At 70.0% G+C, this 15,421-nt stretch carries 15 protein-coding genes; 4 read left to right on the plus strand and 11 right to left on the minus strand.

Going from position 1 to position 15,421, the window contains the following annotated elements; translation table 11 throughout:
• Window positions 1-98: 98 nt before the first annotated feature.
• From G6G98_RS02890 to rpsP, 6 genes are read right to left on the minus strand one after another with little or no spacing between them, the layout of a single operon-like run.
• Window positions 99-542, minus strand: a complete 444-nt coding sequence (locus G6G98_RS02890; protein ID WP_164233715.1) for a pyrimidine dimer DNA glycosylase/endonuclease V — start codon at window positions 540-542, stop codon at window positions 99-101.
• The gene (locus G6G98_RS02895; protein WP_164233714.1) at window positions 539-1,276 is read right to left on the minus strand and encodes a class I SAM-dependent methyltransferase; all 738 of its coding nucleotides are present in this window, start codon (window positions 1,274-1,276) and stop codon (window positions 539-541) included. The genes G6G98_RS02890 and G6G98_RS02895 overlap by 4 nt, the downstream gene beginning before the upstream one ends.
• A 35-nt stretch (window positions 1,277-1,311) precedes the next feature.
• Window positions 1,312-2,013 carry a tRNA (guanosine(37)-N1)-methyltransferase TrmD gene (gene trmD / locus G6G98_RS02900; protein WP_164233713.1) on the minus strand — a complete coding sequence of 234 codons (702 nt, stop codon included), beginning with the start codon at window positions 2,011-2,013 and terminating at the stop codon, window positions 1,312-1,314.
• Between the two features lie 19 nt (window positions 2,014-2,032).
• On the minus strand, window positions 2,033-2,638 hold the full coding sequence (gene rimM, locus G6G98_RS02905) for a ribosome maturation factor RimM (RefSeq protein ID WP_243841980.1): 606 nt from the start codon (window positions 2,636-2,638) through the stop codon (window positions 2,033-2,035).
• A 1-nt stretch (window position 2,639) separates the two neighbouring features.
• Entirely contained in the window at window positions 2,640-2,870 is a 231-nt protein-coding gene (locus tag G6G98_RS02910; RefSeq protein ID WP_042541671.1) for an RNA-binding protein, read from the minus strand.
• 6 nt (window positions 2,871-2,876) lie between these two features.
• Window positions 2,877-3,317 (minus strand): 30S ribosomal protein S16, encoded by a 441-nt coding sequence (rpsP, locus tag G6G98_RS02915; RefSeq protein WP_067351515.1) that lies wholly within the window; start codon window positions 3,315-3,317, stop codon window positions 2,877-2,879.
• Window positions 3,318-3,525: 208 nt separating this feature from the next.
• Between rpsP and G6G98_RS02920 the strand changes: the two genes are divergently transcribed.
• A complete protein-coding gene (locus G6G98_RS02920; RefSeq protein ID WP_164233711.1) occupies window positions 3,526-4,677 on the plus strand; it encodes a glutamate--cysteine ligase in 1,152 nt (383 codons plus the stop codon).
• Between the two features lie 2 nt (window positions 4,678-4,679).
• On the opposite strand, the gene G6G98_RS02925 is transcribed toward G6G98_RS02920, so the two are convergent.
• Entirely contained in the window at window positions 4,680-5,579 is a 900-nt protein-coding gene (locus G6G98_RS02925) for a sugar-binding transcriptional regulator (protein WP_243842051.1), read from the minus strand.
• 173 nt (window positions 5,580-5,752) lie between these two features.
• On the opposite strand from G6G98_RS02925, the gene G6G98_RS02930 reads away from it, so the two are divergent.
• From G6G98_RS02930 to glpK, 3 genes are all read left to right on the plus strand, one after another.
• Window positions 5,753-7,462 (plus strand): glycerol-3-phosphate dehydrogenase/oxidase, encoded by a 1,710-nt coding sequence (locus tag G6G98_RS02930; protein ID WP_164233709.1) that lies wholly within the window; start codon window positions 5,753-5,755, stop codon window positions 7,460-7,462.
• Between the two features lie 92 nt (window positions 7,463-7,554).
• Window positions 7,555-8,307 (plus strand): MIP/aquaporin family protein, encoded by a 753-nt coding sequence (locus tag G6G98_RS02935; protein ID WP_067351505.1) that lies wholly within the window; start codon window positions 7,555-7,557, stop codon window positions 8,305-8,307.
• A gap of 29 nt (window positions 8,308-8,336) precedes the next feature.
• The gene (glpK, locus tag G6G98_RS02940; RefSeq protein ID WP_067351501.1) at window positions 8,337-9,851 is read left to right on the plus strand and encodes a glycerol kinase GlpK; all 1,515 of its coding nucleotides are present in this window, start codon (window positions 8,337-8,339) and stop codon (window positions 9,849-9,851) included.
• A 57-nt stretch (window positions 9,852-9,908) separates the two neighbouring features.
• On the opposite strand, the gene G6G98_RS02945 is transcribed toward glpK, so the two are convergent.
• Genes G6G98_RS02945 through G6G98_RS02960 form a run of 4 tightly spaced genes read right to left on the minus strand, consistent with a single transcriptional unit; the run spans window position 9,909 to window position 15,406 of the window.
• Window positions 9,909-10,679 carry an IclR family transcriptional regulator gene (locus G6G98_RS02945; RefSeq protein WP_164233708.1) on the minus strand — a complete coding sequence of 257 codons (771 nt, stop codon included), beginning with the start codon at window positions 10,677-10,679 and terminating at the stop codon, window positions 9,909-9,911.
• Between the two features lie 20 nt (window positions 10,680-10,699).
• Window positions 10,700-11,536 (minus strand): 5-dehydro-4-deoxy-D-glucuronate isomerase, encoded by an 837-nt coding sequence (gene kduI, locus G6G98_RS02950; RefSeq protein WP_243841981.1) that lies wholly within the window; start codon window positions 11,534-11,536, stop codon window positions 10,700-10,702.
• Window positions 11,533-12,645, minus strand: coding sequence for a glycoside hydrolase family 88 protein (locus G6G98_RS02955; RefSeq protein WP_164233707.1), 1,113 nt, complete (start codon window positions 12,643-12,645; stop codon window positions 11,533-11,535). The genes kduI and G6G98_RS02955 overlap by 4 nt, the downstream gene beginning before the upstream one ends.
• Entirely contained in the window at window positions 12,635-15,406 is a 2,772-nt protein-coding gene (locus G6G98_RS02960; protein WP_164233706.1) for a hypothetical protein, read from the minus strand. Before G6G98_RS02960 ends, G6G98_RS02955 begins: the two co-directional genes overlap by 11 nt.
• Between the last annotated feature and the right edge of the window lie 15 nt (window positions 15,407-15,421).

The following is a 15,421-nucleotide window of genomic DNA, read 5'->3' on the forward strand; positions in this document are numbered from 1 at the left end:
TGCTCCCTGCGAAGGGACGGATGCGCTCCGATCGTAGGGCGCCGGCGCTCCGCTGTCGACGTCTGCCGCCGCGCCCTCGGCGCCGAGCTCGTGACGTGTCAGCCGAGCGGGCGCGCCCGCTCCCAGCCCGCGACGGGGCCGTCCACGATCCGGAAGAGCGGATGCGCCTCCGGCGCGGTCAGCTCGCCCCAGCGGCTCAGACGCCCGGGGTCCCGCACGGCGAGCTTGCCCGACAGGTGCGCCCACTCCAGCGCCAACTGGCCGGTCGTCACATCGATCGCGTCGGCACCCGCGCCGGAAAGGTCGACGCGAGTGCGATCGAAGCGGTACCCCCTGGCATCCGCCTCGTCCGCGACCGCGTGCAGGTACGACGCGACCGCGGCGAGCGGGTCAGCGGATGCTCGGAACCGCTCCAGCTGCGGATGCCTGTCGTACCCCCGTGTGCGACCTGCCAGCACTGCCTGGGCCAGCAGCGTCTCCCGCCAGCAGGCGAGCAGGCCCTGACGGTCGAGGTACTGCGGATGGAGCGACCAGATCCTCATGCGCGGCGGTAGAGGTACACGTCGGTGACGAGCGGCAGCTCGAACTCGGCACGGCCGGCGGTCTCGGGGTCCCCGTCGAGGATGCGCTCGATCTCCGCGGTCAGCGCGGCCCTGGTCTCGTCGTCTGCGACGAGGAAGGTGCTCACCGTCCCCCAGCGCGCCAGATAGTCCGCGCGGGAGATCCGCTCGCTCCAGCCGAACTCCTCCCTGGCCTCGAACTCGAATCCGGGCAGCTCGTCCGCGGCGCTGTCCGTCGTCCCGTCGGATTCGCCGAAGGCGGGGTGTGCGATACGGTGAGCGGCGCGGTCCCAGGCGCATGCGGCATCCGAGTGGTTCCAGAGAAGCGCGAGCGTCCCTCCGGGCGCGAGCACGCGTGCGATCTCGGCGCAGGCGGGTTCGCGATCGAACCAGTGGAACGCCTGAGCGACTGCGACCGCGTCCACCGCCCCATCCGGCAGCGGGATCGTCTCGGCGCTTCCCTCGAGCGCCTCGACCTCCGGAAGCTTCGCGCGCAGGACGTCGAGCATGGCGGCCGACGGCTCGACGGCGATGACCCGATCGGCGCGGCCGACGAGCTGCTCGGTGAACTTGCCTGTACCGGCGCCGAGATCGAGCACGGTCGCGATACGCGTCGGGATCACGTGCTCAGCGACCGCCGGCGGGAACCCGGGACGGAAGCGATCGTAGTCCGCTCCGGTCTTCTCGAATGACTTCGCCAGCACCTCATCGACCATGTCTCGACGCTACCAGCGCGCCGGGGGCCCGAGTCTCAGGCGTCGGCGTCGGCCGCGCGGAGGAGATCCGGTCGACGCCGGCGGGTGCGCTCGAGCTGCTGCTCCCGACGCCAGGCCGCGATCGCACCGTGGTTTCCGCTGAGCAGGACGTCGGGAACGGCGCGCTCACGCCACACGGAGGGTTTCGTGTAGGACGGGTACTCGAGCAGGCCGTCCTCGTGCGATTCCTCCACGAGACTGTCAGGGTTGCCGACCACGCCGGGGATGAGCCGGCCGATCGCCTCGACCATCGCCATCGTGGCGACCTCTCCCCCGTTCAGCACATAGTCGCCGAGACTGATGAGGCGCACCTCGCCGAGCGACGCCGCGTATTCGAAGACGCGCTCGTCGATGCCCTCGTAGCGACCGCAGCCGAACACGAGATGATCCCGCACGGAGAGCTCCCTGGCGGTCTTCTGCGTGAAGACCTCCCCCGCAGGGGAGGGGAAGATGATCGTCGGGTGCTCGGAACCGGCGGTCACCTCGTCGAGGGCGAGTCCCCACGGCTCCGGCTTCATCACCATCCCGGCGCCGCCGCCGTACGGTGTGTCGTCGACGGTGCGATGGCGGTCATGGGTCCAGTCGCGCAGGTCTCGCACCGAGAGGTCGAGGATGCCGGCATCCTGTGCCTTCCCCAGCAGGGACAGCGTCAGGCCGTCGAAGTACGAAGGGAAGATGGAGAGGACGTCGATGCGCACGGGGGAACCGTATCAGCGGTCACTCGGCCGCGTCGGCGCTCGGAGCCTCTTCGGCCGACACGGCGTCGTCCTCTGCATCCGGGAGCTCCTCGAAGAGCCCGGGCGGAGGAGTCACGATGACCCGGCCGGCGGCGACGTCGACGGTCGGCACGATCGCCTGCACGAACGGGACCATGACCTCCTGGTCTCCCGACTTGACGATCAGCAGATCCTGCGCCGGGAAGTGGTCGACCCGGACCACCCGGCCGACGACGGTGTCGTCGCGCACGACGTCGAGCCCGACGAGCTGGTGGTCGAACCACGCGTCGTCCTCGACCTCGTCGACGTCCTGGTCGATCCAGAGGATCGCGCGCACCAGGCTCTCGGCGGCGGTGCGGTCGTCGACGTCCTTGAGGAACACCACGGGGTTGCCGTTCATGACCCGGTACTCACGCACCGTCACGGTCTTGCCGTGCCACGGAGATGCCTCGGGCACCTGCAGCGTGAACTCGGCCCCGGGGACGAACCGTCGCTCCGGGTTGTCGGTGTACAGCTCCAGCTTCAGCGCGCCCTTCAGGCCGTGCGCCTTGACGAGGCGCCCCACGCGCAGCTGGTTCTTGCCCTGGTTGCGGTCTTTCGCGACCACGTCAGTCGTCCGCGACGTCGACGCGGACGCGACGCCCATCCGCCAGGGCGGAGATGAGCGTGCGCAGTGCCTTCGCGGTGCGGCCGCCGCGCCCGATCACGCGTCCACGGTCGTCGGGGTGCACGCGCACCTCGAGGAGATCGCCTCGCGGCGAGGTGGAGGCGTTGATGCGCACATCCTCGGGGTGATCGACGATCCCCTTGACGATGTGTTCGAGCGCGGCGGCGAGCACGACGGATTACTCGGCGTCGGCGGCGGGAGCCTCAGCGGCCTCCGCGTCGGCCTCGACGGCGGCGGGAGCCTCCTCAGCGGGAGCCTCCTCCTTCTTCTCCGCCTTGGGCTTGATGACCGACTTCTTGGCAGCGTCGATCTCGAAGACGGCCTTCTCGCCGGCGACCTTGAGGGTGGACTTCGCGTCCTTGTCGCCCTTGAACTTGCCCCAGTCACCCGTGATCTTGAGGATGGCGGTGACCTGCTCGGTCGGCTGCGCGCCGACGGACAGCCAGTACTGCGCCCGCTCGGAGTCGACCTCGATGAACGAGGGCTCCTCGGTGGGGTGGTACTTGCCGATCTCCTCGATCACGCGACCGTCGCGCTTGGTGCGCGAGTCGGCGACGACGATGCGGTAGTAAGGCGCGCGGATCTTGCCCATGCGCTTGAGACGAATCTTGACAGCCACGATTCTCCTGAATGGTGTGGAAGGAAGTGAACCGGTCGCCTGGAGAGTGGGGTGCACACCCGGCGGAAGCTCTGAAAGGAGGATGAGTGCTGGATAGAGGGTCGAGCACGTCGTCCGACCCTCTATTCTGCCAGATGCCCGCGCCAGGAGCGAAACGCGGCGACACGGTGCTTGCCGTGTCGCGGATGCTGCGTGCCAGACTGTGCACGTGAACCTGGATTTCGCCCGCTCGGACCGCTCCACCGTCGGCCTGGAGTGGGAGATCATGCTCGCCGATCCCGCCACCGGCGACCTGGTCGGCCGTGCCCCGGAGCTGCTCGCCGCCCTCGAGGAGGAGAGCGCCGATGAGCGTCACACCGTCACCGGCGAGCTGCTGACGAACACCATCGAGGTGACGAGCGGGATAGGCTCCTCCGTCGCGCAGGCCGTCGACGACGTCGCCAGGGCGATCGCCGCCGTCCGCTCCGCCACCGAGCCGGCGGGGATCGAGCTGCTCTCTGCCGGCAGCCACCCGTTCGCGCAGTGGTACGACCAGCGGGTCACGGACAAGACCCGGTACCACACCCTCATCGAGCGCACCCAGTGGTGGGGGCGCAACATGATGATCTGGGGCATCCACGTGCACATCGGCGTCGAAGACCGCCGCAAGGTGTTCCCCATCATCAACGCGCTCGCGGGCTTCCTCCCTCACCTGCAGTCGCTCGCGGCCTCCAGCCCGTTCTGGGCGGGAGAGCGCACCGGCTACGCCTCGAACCGCGCCCTCGTCTTCCAGCAGCTCCCCACCGCGGGGCTCCCCTGGCCACTGCACGACTGGTCGGAGTTCGAGTCCTACCTCGACGACATGGTCCGCACCGGGGTGATGGCCGACGCCTCCGAGGTCCGATGGGACATCCGGCCCGCGCCGCGCTGGGGGACGATCGAGGTCCGCGCGTGCGACGGGATGTCGACGCTGCCCGAGCTCGCGGCGGTCGCCTCCCTCGTGCAGGTGCTCGTGGAGCAGTTCTCCAGGGACCTGGATGAAGGGCGCGCGCTCCCGGAGCTGCCGGCGTGGTTCCACCGGGAGAACAAGTGGCGCGCTGCGCGCTACGGACTCGATGCGAGGGTGATCGTGGACGCCGCCGGCACCCAGCGCCCGGTGCGCGCGCACCTTGCCGAGACGCTCGAGAAGCTCGCCCCGGTCGCGGTCGACCTCGGCTGCGCCGCCGAGTTCGCCAGCGTGACGACGATCCTCGACGCGGGAGCGAGCTACGCCAGGCAGCTGGCCGTGGCAGACGCCGCCGGTGGCGATCTCTCCGCGGTGGTGCAGCATCTCATCCGCGAGTTCCGCTCCGGCCCCGAGACGTCGACCGCAGCCTCGTGAGCTCAGTCCTCGACGAGACGACGGGCGAGTCCCTCGTCGAGGACCACGTCCGTGATGAGGTCCGCGGCGATCGCTGCCCGCAGGCTGGCGAGCTTCGGGACGCCGGAGACGACGCAGACGCGCCGCGGCACCCGACGCAGACGGTCGAGTCCCGGACCGGTCGCCCTGGCATTGACCCTGATGTCCCGCCACGATCCGTCCGCACGGAAGAAGACGGTCGCGACATCGCCGATCGCGTGATCCTCCCGGAGGCTGCGGTAGTCGTCGCGCCCCAGGTACCCGCCGACGTACACGCGGCTGGGCACCTCCGCGGCAGGTGAGCCGAGGCTGAACACCGCGAGGTCCATCTTCGCCTGCAGATCGAGCACGCGCAGGGTGCTGCGCTCCCGCCACATCGCCTCCCTCGTCGACGGATCGTCGAAGAACGCGGGGACCGGGAACTGCTGCACCTGCGCGCCGAAGGCGCTGCCGAACCGCTGCAGGATGTCGCTGGAGTACTCGACGCCGCTGGTCTGCGTGTTCCCCGCGCCGTTGAGCTGCACGAATGTCGTGTTGTGCGTCTCCTTCTGGGTGAGCCCCCGGCTGACCGCGCTGATGGTCGATCCCCACGCGATGCCGATGATCATGTTCGAGTCCACGAATTGCGACAGCAGACGGCCGGCGGTCAGCGCGACGCGTTCCAGCCGCTCGACCTCGCTCACGATCTCGGGGATCGGGACGACGTGCGCCACGACGTGGTGGCGGTCCCTGATGCGCTGCTCGAGCATGCCGAGCCGCTCGAGGGGCGAGTTGATACGGATGTCGACCAGACCGCTCTCCCGCGCGAAGCTCAGCAGGCGGGAGACGGAGGATCGCGACGTGCCGAGCTCCTGCGCGATGACCTCCATCGTCTTGTCCTGCATGTAGTAGAGCTGGGCCGCAGTGAGCGCGGCGATCAGCTTGGCGTCGCGAGTTCTCGCGTCTGGATGTGTCACCGATGCCTCCTCGCCCTCGATCCTTGCACATATGTGCACTCCGCTTGCGCGCACCGCGCGTCGGGTCGAAGCTGGGGGCAAGCAGAGAAGAGAGGTCGAAGATGATCGAGTCGACACACTCATCGCCGGAGCGCGCGGAGGTCCGCGCCGTCCGCGAGTCCGGGCGCACGAGCGTCCTTGTCATCGGTGCCGGGATCAACGGCATCTCGACATTCCGCGATCTTGCTCTCCAGGGCGTCGACGTCGTCCTGGTCGAGCGCGGGGACTTCGCCTCCGGCGCATCGTCGGCATCGAGCCACATGATCCACGGCGGCATCCGCTACCTGGAGAACGGCGAGTTCCGCCTGGTCCGCGAGTCCGTCGAGGAGCGCAACGGCCTGCTGAAGATCGCACCCCACTACGTGAAGCCGCTGCAGACGACGATTCCGATCTACTCCACGTTCTCGGGGATCCTCTCCGCTCCCCTGCGCTTCCTGACGCACCGCAGCGGCAAGCCCCAGGAGCGCGGCGCCTTCCTCATCAAGGTCGGCCTCACCATCTACGACACGTTCTCGCGCGACGGCGGCACGGTGCCGCGTCACCGATTCCTCGGCCGGAAGCGCTCGCTCGCCGAACTGCCGGCGCTCGACCCGAACATCAAGTACACGGCGACCTACTACGACGCCTCCATGCACGATCCGGAGCGCCTCGCGCTCGACGTGCTCCAGGACGGCAGGGCCGCTCATCCCGGCGCCATCGCCCTCAACTACGTCGAGGCCGTCGCCCGAGACGGCGACAAGGTCATCCTGCGCGACCGCGAGAGCGGCACGGAGTTCGCCGTCACGGCCGACGTCGTCGTGAACGCCTCCGGCCCGTGGACCGACCTCACCAACGACGCACTCGGCGCCGACACCCGCTTCATGGGCGGCACCAAGGGATCGCACATCGTCCTGGACCACCCGGAGCTCCTGGAGGCCACCCGCGGCCGCGAGATCTTCTTCGAGCACTCCGACGGGCGCATCGTCCTCATCTACCCGCTCAAGGGACGCGTGCTGGTCGGCACCACGGACATCGACGCCGACCCTCGTGAGGTGCCGGTGTGCACCGAGGAGGAGATCGACTACTTCTTCGACCTCATCCACCACGTCTTCCCCCAGATCGCCGTATCGCGCGATCAGATCGTCTACAACTTCTCCGGCATCCGTCCGCTCCCCCGTCATGAGGACACCGCGCCGGGCTTCGTCTCGCGCGACTACCGCATCGAGGTCGACGAGAAGGGCGCCGTCCCGCTCGTCAGCCTGGTCGGCGGCAAGTGGACCACGTTCCGCGCCCTCGGCGAGTCCCTCTCCGACGTGGTGCTCGGCCTCATCGGCCGCACCCGTACCGTGTCCACGGCCGGCCGCGCGATCGGAGGGGGCCGTGACTTCCCGCGGACCGAGAAGGCTCGTCGCATCTGGATCCAGGAGAACCTGGCGGGCGCCGGCGACCGGGCCGAGCACCTCCTCGCCCGGTACGGCACTCGCGCAGCGCAGGTCTGGGATTTCGTCGAGCAGGGCGCGGACGCCCCGCTCGCCGGCGGCGACCTGTCCACGCGCGAGCTCGAGTGGATGGTGCGCAACGAGCTGGTCGCGCGGCTGCAGGACGTCGTCCTCCGCCGCACGAGCCTCGCCTTCACCGGCCATGTCGACGCCGGCGTCCTCGAGGAGATCGCCGACGCCCTCGCCCCTCTTCTCGGCTGGGACAGCCACCGCCACGACGCCGAGCTCGAGCAGACCCGGCTTCTGCTCAACGAGCGCCACGGACTTCACATCCCGTCCCGCACCCGCGGCTGACGGGAATCCGCCCGCCGCCCTCCTCGCGGCGTATCTCCCACAACTGTGCCGGGGCAGAGGGGTCCCGGCACGTAAGAAAGGTCAATGAAGACATGACTGAAGTGAACCTCGGTCTCTACTTCCTGTCGGAGTTCGTCGGCACAGCGATGCTGCTCCTCCTCGGTGGCGGCGTCGTCGCCAACGTCGTTCTCACGAAGAACAAGGGCTTCGGCGGCGGCTTCCTGATGGTCAACTGGGGATGGGGCCTGGCGGTCTTCGCCGGTGTGCTCGTCTCCGCCTACTCCGGCGCGATCCTCAACCCTGCCGTCGGCATCGGCCTGCTGGTCGCCGGCAAGATCGACTTCTCCCAGTTCGCCGTCGCCACCGGCGCGGAGCTGCTGGGTGCGATCGTCGGCGCGATCCTGGTCTGGCTCGCGTACAAGCAGCACTTCGACGAGGAGCCCGAGGCGGCCAACAAGCTCGGCGTCTTCTCGACCGGTCCCGCGATCCGCTCCTACGGCTGGAATCTCGTCACCGAGATCATCGGCACCTTCGTCCTCGTCTTCGTGATCTTCGCGTTCGCGGACTACGGCGACATCGAGATCGGCACGCCCGGCGGACTCGGCCCGCTCACCGCGCTGCCCGTCGCCCTCCTCGTGGTCGGCATCGGCGCCTCGCTCGGTGGTCCGACCGGCTACGCGATCAACCCCGCCCGTGACCTCGGTCCGCGCATCGCCCACGCGATCCTGCCGATCAAGGGCAAGGGCTCCAGCGACTGGTCCTACTCGTGGGTCCCCGTCGTCGGCCCGCTCATCGGCGGCGCCCTCGCAGCCCTGGCGGCGCCCGTCCTGCTGAACCTCGCCTGAACCGCCACCTGAATTCAAAGGAGAAAACAATGGCCGACTACATCATCGCCATCGATCAGGGAACCACCTCCAGTCGCGCGATCATCTTCGACAAGAAGGGCAGCATCGTCGCGACCGGTCAGAAGGAGCACGAGCAGATCCTGCCGCAGGCGGGATGGGTCGAGCATGACGCGTCGGAGATCTGGCGCAACGTCCAGGAGGTCATCGGCCTGGCCCTCAGCCGCGCCGACCTCACCCGTCACGACATCGCCGCGGTCGGCATCACCAACCAGCGCGAGACCGCGGTGGTCTGGGACAAGACCACCGGCGAGCCCGTGTACAACGCGATCGTCTGGCAGGACACCCGCACGCAGCCCATCGTCGACCGTCTCGCGGCCGACGGCGGCGTCGAGCGCTTCAAGCCCGTCGTCGGCCTGCCGCTGGCGACGTACTTCTCGGGCACCAAGATCGCGTGGATCCTCGAGAACGTCGAGGGCGCCCGTGAGAAGGCCGAGGCGGGCGACCTGCTCTTCGGCACCACGGACTGCTGGGTGCTGTGGAACCTCACCGGCGGCGTCGACGGCGGCGTGCACGCCACGGACGTGACCAACGCCTCGCGGACCATGTTCATGGACCTGGAGACGCTCGAGTGGCGCGACGACATCCTCGAGGCGTTCGGCGTGCCGCGTTCGATGATGCCGGAGATCCGCTCCTCCTCCGAGGTGTACGGCGCCGCCGAGGACTCCTCGCTGCTTCGCGAGACGCCGATCGCCGGCATCCTGGGCGACCAGCAGGCCGCGACCTTCGGGCAGGCCGCGTTCAACGCCGGTGAGAGCAAGAACACCTACGGCACCGGTTGCTTCCTCATCTTCAACACGGGCGAGGACATCGTCCACTCGAAGAACGGGCTGCTCACCACCGTCGGCTACAAGCTCGGCGACGGACCGACGCACTACGCCCTCGAGGGCTCCATCGCCGTCACCGGATCGCTGATCCAGTGGCTGCGCGACCAGCTCGGCATCATCAGCTCCGCACCCGAGGTCGAGGAGCTGGCGAAGCAGGTCGAGGACAACGGCGGCGTGTACATCGTCCCCGCGTTCTCCGGTCTGTTCGCCCCGTACTGGCGTCCCGACGCCCGCGGCGCGATCGTCGGCCTCACCCGCTACGCGAACAAGAACCACATCGCGCGCGCCGCGCTGGAGGCCGTGGCCTTCCAAACCCGCGACGTGCTCGACGCGGTCAACGCGGACGCCGGCGTGGATCTCACCGAGCTCAAGGTCGACGGCGGCATGGTCGCGAACGACGCGCTCATGCAGTTCCAGGCCGACGTGCTCGGCGTGCCGGTCGTCCGCCCGGTCGTCGCGGAGACGACGGCGCTCGGTGCAGCCTACGCGGCCGGCCTCGCCGTCGGGTTCTGGAACGGTCTGGACGACCTGTCCGCGAACTGGCAGGAGGACAAGCGCTGGGAGCCGTCGATGGACGCCGCCGAGCGCGACCGCCAGCTGCGCCTGTGGCGCAAGGCCGTCACGAAGTCGATGGACTGGGTCGACGACGACGTGAAGTGATCCTGCATCGCTGACGAGGCGGGCCCGGAGCTGAGCTCCGGGCCCGCCTTCGTCGTCTCAGCGGTCGTCCACGGCTTCGTGCCCGAGGGCGTCGCTGATGTCGCGGCCCGCGTGCACGACGTGCTCGGCGACCTCCCTCAGCTTCGTCACGGGGAGCTCGAACTCCAGCGCCGAGACGCTCACGCCGCCGATGGCGATCCCCGCGGCGTTCAGCACGGGAACGCCCACGCACCGGAGTCCTGGTTCGTTCTCCCCGTTGTCGATCGCCCATCCTCGCTGGCGGGTCGACTGCAGATCCTCCAGCAGCGAGGGCAGCGAGGTGTGCGTCGAATCGGTGACGCCGCGCATGCCGGTGCGCTTCACGATCTCGGCGACTCGGGCGTCGGGCAGCGTGGCGAGGAAGGCCTTGCCGATCGAGGTGGAGTACAGCGGCACCAGTCCCCCGACCCGGGAGAGCATCCGGTACGAACCCAGGCCGTCGAGTTTCGCCGCGTACATGACGCTGTCGCCCTTGATCAGCCCGAAGTGCACGGTCATGCCCGTGGCCCTGCGCAGCTCTTCCAGCGCCGGGCGCGCGACGCGGCCGATCTCGCCGTCCTCGCGGAGCAGTCCGGCCAGCGCGTGCATGCGCCGTCCCGGAACGTAGCGCTTGTCCGCATCCTGGTAGGCCCATCCGGTGGCGACGAGCTCTCCGAGCACCCGATGCGCGGTGCTCACGGAGAGGTCCGTCGCCTTCGCCAGATCGGACAGCCGATCGGCCGTCATCATCGCCTCGAGCATGTTCAGCCCCTTCGCGAGGGCCGACGGCGGCGGCTGGCGGTCCGGCATTCCCCTCCCCTTCCGTGACCTCAGCGGATCTGAGAGAGCGTCACATGATCCATGTCATCGTACGCGGCGTTCTCACCCGCCGTCGCCCACACGAAGCTGTACGGCCCTGTGCCCGCTCCGAAGTGCACCGACCAGCTCGGCGAGGCGACGAGGGCGCGGTCCTCGAGCACGACGTGCCTCGTCTCCTCGGGCAGGCCGAGGAAGTGGAAGACGCGGTCATCCTCGTCGAGGTCGAAGTACAGGTAGCACTCGGTGCGGCGGTCGTGCGTGTGCGGCGGCATCGTGTTCCAGGTGCTTCCGCTGTGCACGGTCGTGAACCCGAACGCGATGTTGGCGCTCGCGGTCCTCCCCTCGATGATGCACTGGTGCAGCGTGCGGTGGTTCGACCTCTCGGGGGCGCCGATCTCGACGATGTTCATCTGCTCGCGCCCGATCTTCACGTGCGGCAGGGACGTGTGCGCCACGGCCGTGAAGACGTAGAAGACGGCCGGATGATCCGGATCCTCCGAGCTGAACGCGACATCCGCCCCTCCGCGTCCGAGGTACGCCGCCTCCTTGTTCGCCAGCTCGAGGGTCTGCCCGTCGACGGTGACGGCCCCGGGTCCGCCGATGTTCAGCACCCCCGCCTCTCGCCGCTGCAGCACGTGCGCGGCACGCACCTGATCGACGTGGGGGAAGCCGAGCGGCTCCGCGAGCGGGACGATCCCGAACGCGAGGATGCGGTCGTGGTGCAGGTACACGCCGCGGCACTCGCCCTCGGCGAAGAGTCCGTCGTCGACGAAGGCCTCCCGCAGGGCGGCGGTGTCCATCTGCCGCACGGCCGAGGGGCTGTGCGCGTAGCGGGTCTCCACGGTCATGATCGCTGTGTCCTCTCCTCGGCGGGGGTCGTTCCGTCGTGCGTCTCGCGCCAGGCCGCGAGCGCCTCCATCATCAGGCCCTGGCCCCAGGGCTGCGGGCGGTCGTCTCGGATGACCGAGTAGCCGAACGGGATGAGCTGCAGGATCGTGCCCGCGCTCACGCGCGTAAGCAGCCCCGAGTCCACGTACGCGGCCGTGCCGAGGACGGCGCGCTCCCCCGCCTCGAACAGCGTCGCGTGAAGCTCGGCACCGAGCACCTCCGGCCCGAGGAGCCGCGCGGTGCGCAGCAGCGCGGCCCCGAGCCCGGCGGCGGCGGACGTCTCCAGGAGCCCGCGGACCTCCGGCGGGGAATCCACGAGCACGTCCCACACCCCGTGCTCCGGCTGGAGGGCGGCGACGGCGCGCAGCAGGGCGACGAGGCGCTCCCGCACCCGATCGTCGCCGGTGGCGGCGAGCAGATCGGCGCCGGCCAGGGCGAACCATGCGTTGGCTCGTCCCCAATGGCAGTCGATCCGCACACCGCCGTTGGTTCCGTGCACCAGCAGTCGGTTCGACGGATGCTGCAGCAGCTCGGCGTGCGCCAGCCACTGGGTCAGCGCCTCCTGCTCGTACTCCGGGCGCCCCAGAACCCCGCCGACCCGCAGGAGGAACTGCCCGGCCATGTACACGGTGTCCGCCCAGACGCCGCCGGGCCAGTGCTCCAGGGCGCCGTTCGGCGCCCTGGTCGCCTCCGGCGCCGACCGGTACCAGTCCAGGCACGCCTCGATGAGGCCGAGCCGTTCGTCGCGGGGATCGTCGCGCTGGAGCTCGCACAGCACGGCCCCGGGTGCGAGGTTGTTCACGTGCTCGATCACCGGTGCGGCGGCCAGGTAGGGCGCCTCGAACGACGAGACCCAGGCGGGTGGCGCCTCGCCTCGGGCACCGGCCAGCCGGAACCCGGCGAGCAGGCACACGCCCTCACCCCAGAACCAGCGGCTCACGCCCTGCTCCCCCGTCGCGCGCAGCAGCGACTCCTCGAGCTCGTCCTGGCGCGCCAGGAACTGCGCGCGTGTCAGCGGGGCCAGCGGCCTCTCCGCCAGGTCCGCCGAGGACAGGTCTTCACCGGCCATGTGCTGCCGACACCTCCTTCGCGAGCGTGATCGCCCGCTCCATCTCGAGCACCAGTCGCTCTCCGTTCCACTCGACGTTCGCCTCGGCCTGGCCGAAGGCCAGCGTCACCGCGGGGTTCTGCAGATGCGGCTCGACCTCCACGCCGCCGTCGGCGAACCCCGCCGGGGCGCCGTCGATCAGGAACGGTCCGTCGAAGGTGAGCTCCAGAGAGCGGCCTTCCTCCCGCGTCCAGCTCACACCGGGATCCTCCGGGCCGAGCGGGTTCCACTCGATGCTGCTCGCCGTGAGGCGATCCGCCCAGTCCCGGAACGATCCGTCGGCGGCCGCGCGGCCGACGACCGCGATCCAGGCGGCGCCGCCGGCTCGCGGGAGCCATTCCTGCTGAGCGGTGTCCCCCGCGAGCACGGGGCGCAGTCCGCCTTCGGCGGCGACCGCGACGTAGCCGTCACCGCACCGCCCGAGAATCCACTCCCCGCGGAGCTCGAACTCGTCGAACTGCTCGACAGGGAACCACAGGTGCGTGCTCCGGCGCGGATCGGTCGTCGTGAAGCGCTGCACGTGCATGAGCGCGTCCCTGTGCTGCTGGACCCGGCCCAGCACCCGGTGACCCGCCCAGCCGTTGGGCCGCGCGGCGGATCCCGTGTCGGCGTTCGCAGGGTGCGTCACGAACACCTGCAGCTCGCGGCCGAGGGTCGCACCCCAGAGATGCTCCTGCAGGCCGGGGAGACCCGAGCGGTAGTCCTGCACGCTGGCGAGCATCACATCGGGAGTCCGGTGCACGCGCAGGTCCGAGCGGTAGGGACGGGCGAGCAGATCCCGCTCGAAGGCGAGATCGCCGCGGTACACCTGGCGCCCCTCCCACTCCTCCGGCTGGGTGCGGGCGAGCTCCCTCACCACGGCGGGGATCTCGTACCGGCGCGCCAGCGCCATCGCCGTCACCGGGAGCACGGCGTCGTTGAGCGTGCCCACGCCGCCGATCAGGCGCAGCATCGGCGACGTCTCCTCGTACCGGCTGCTGCGCAGCGTGTGCACGTAGGATCGTCCGTGCGCTGCCCCGTGCACGCCCCGCCACGAGTTGGATGCGAGGGTGACGAGCGTCTTGTCGAGCAGTGTCGTCGCCGGCTTCGTCAGCCGGTCGTCCGCGGCCAGCTCGATGAGCGCCGTGAGGGCATAGGAGTCGATCGCCAGGTACGCGTTCGAGTCGAACTCGCTGTAGCCGCCCTGCAGCTTGCGGGCGATCCAGGCGGCCGCTCGCGCGCGCCCCTCGTCCGCGTGCTCCCGTCCTGACCGGCCGTCGACGGCGAACACCTCGTCGGCGAAGGCCTCGCCCGCCAGCGTCTGCGCCACATGCCACACGAACTGGTGGTTCTCCGTGAAGTAGCACATGGCGTCGAGGCCCGGCTGGGTGATCCAGTACTTCATGCCGGTGATGTCATGGCGGACCTCGTCGCGCAGCCCGTCCTCCCAGTTCTCCGCAGGGATCCAGTGCCACGCGAAGAGAAGGGCGATCACCTCGAAGTCCGCGCAGTCGCCCCGGGTGACGACACGGTGCCGGGCGGACACGAGGTCGGCGGCGGTGACTCGCGTCGCGGCATCCAGGGCGGCTCGGGCGAGCACACCGGCCACCCCGACCTCCCGCACGTCTTCGCCCGCCGCGCCGACGTGAGCGAGGACCTCGGCACGCCAGGTCGTCGGATCGCCCTCGCTCACCGTGCGGCTGTCCTGCGGCAGCAGCGCCACCTTCAGTCGCACGGTCTGCGGGCAGCGCACGTCGTCCACGCCCACCTCGACGATCGATTCGCCGGTCGAGAGCATCGACGCGCCGGCGGAGCGCGCGACGTCGGCGCCCTCGTCCTCCTCCTCCTCCGCGCCGGACAGCGAGTAGAACACCCGGCCGTCCGCGTCCGAGGTCACCCGCTGCCAGGCCCCCTCGCCGACGCGGATGCGCAGCGGAACGCCGCGCGGGGCCTGCAGCACGGCGGTGTGCTCCTCCTGCGCCCAGCTCGTCGAGGCGATGCGGGAGAGCACTCCGTCAGCGAGGCGCGCGACGGTCTCATCCGCAGCCGGAGAAGGGATGACCACGCGCACCGGCAACCCGATGACCCGCAGTCTCGCCACATGACGCACCTCGCGGAACGCCACCTGCCACGTCGCCAGGTGCACCGTCGTGGTCCGCGAGTGCAGCCGGAGCCGGATGCTGTGGGTCTCGGGCTCCATGTACGACACGGTGTCGCCGCGCAGCACGATCTCGCCGTCCACCCAGAGCACGAACGGACCGGTCGTGCTGAGCTCGAAGGTGCGCCATTCCGCCTGATCGACCTCCAGCACCGTGGCGGCGATCGACGCACGGTACTCCGGGGTGAAGCAGAACGCCGACCAGTCGGCGTATCCGTCCCAGCCCGTGCGCACGCGACGCCAGGCTCCCTCGAAGCGCTCTCCGAACGCGGTCCAGCCGATGGCGGCCCCCTCGGAGATCTCCGGCAGCTCCTGCCCGTCGTCCGTGCGGTGCGCCGCGAGCAGCCGCTCCTTGAACGGGCCGACGTCCGGCCCCTGGGTGAGCACCCATCGGCCGTCGGACGCGGAGGGCAGTCCGTCCGAGAACCGCCGCTCCTCACCCCACGGGTCTCCGGTCGCGACCAGGAAGGCCTCGAGGTCGTCGCAGGGGCGTGCCCAGGCCGGGGAGGCCAGCCAGTCCCGGACGGTGCCGTCGGGGTCCGTCGTGTGAACAGTTCGTCCTGAAGGGGGTAGGGGGTGAGACATCGGTCCTTCTCGTCG

This window comes from Microbacterium hydrocarbonoxydans, from assembly GCF_011752045.1.
Classification (GTDB): domain Bacteria; phylum Actinomycetota; class Actinomycetes; order Actinomycetales; family Microbacteriaceae; genus Microbacterium.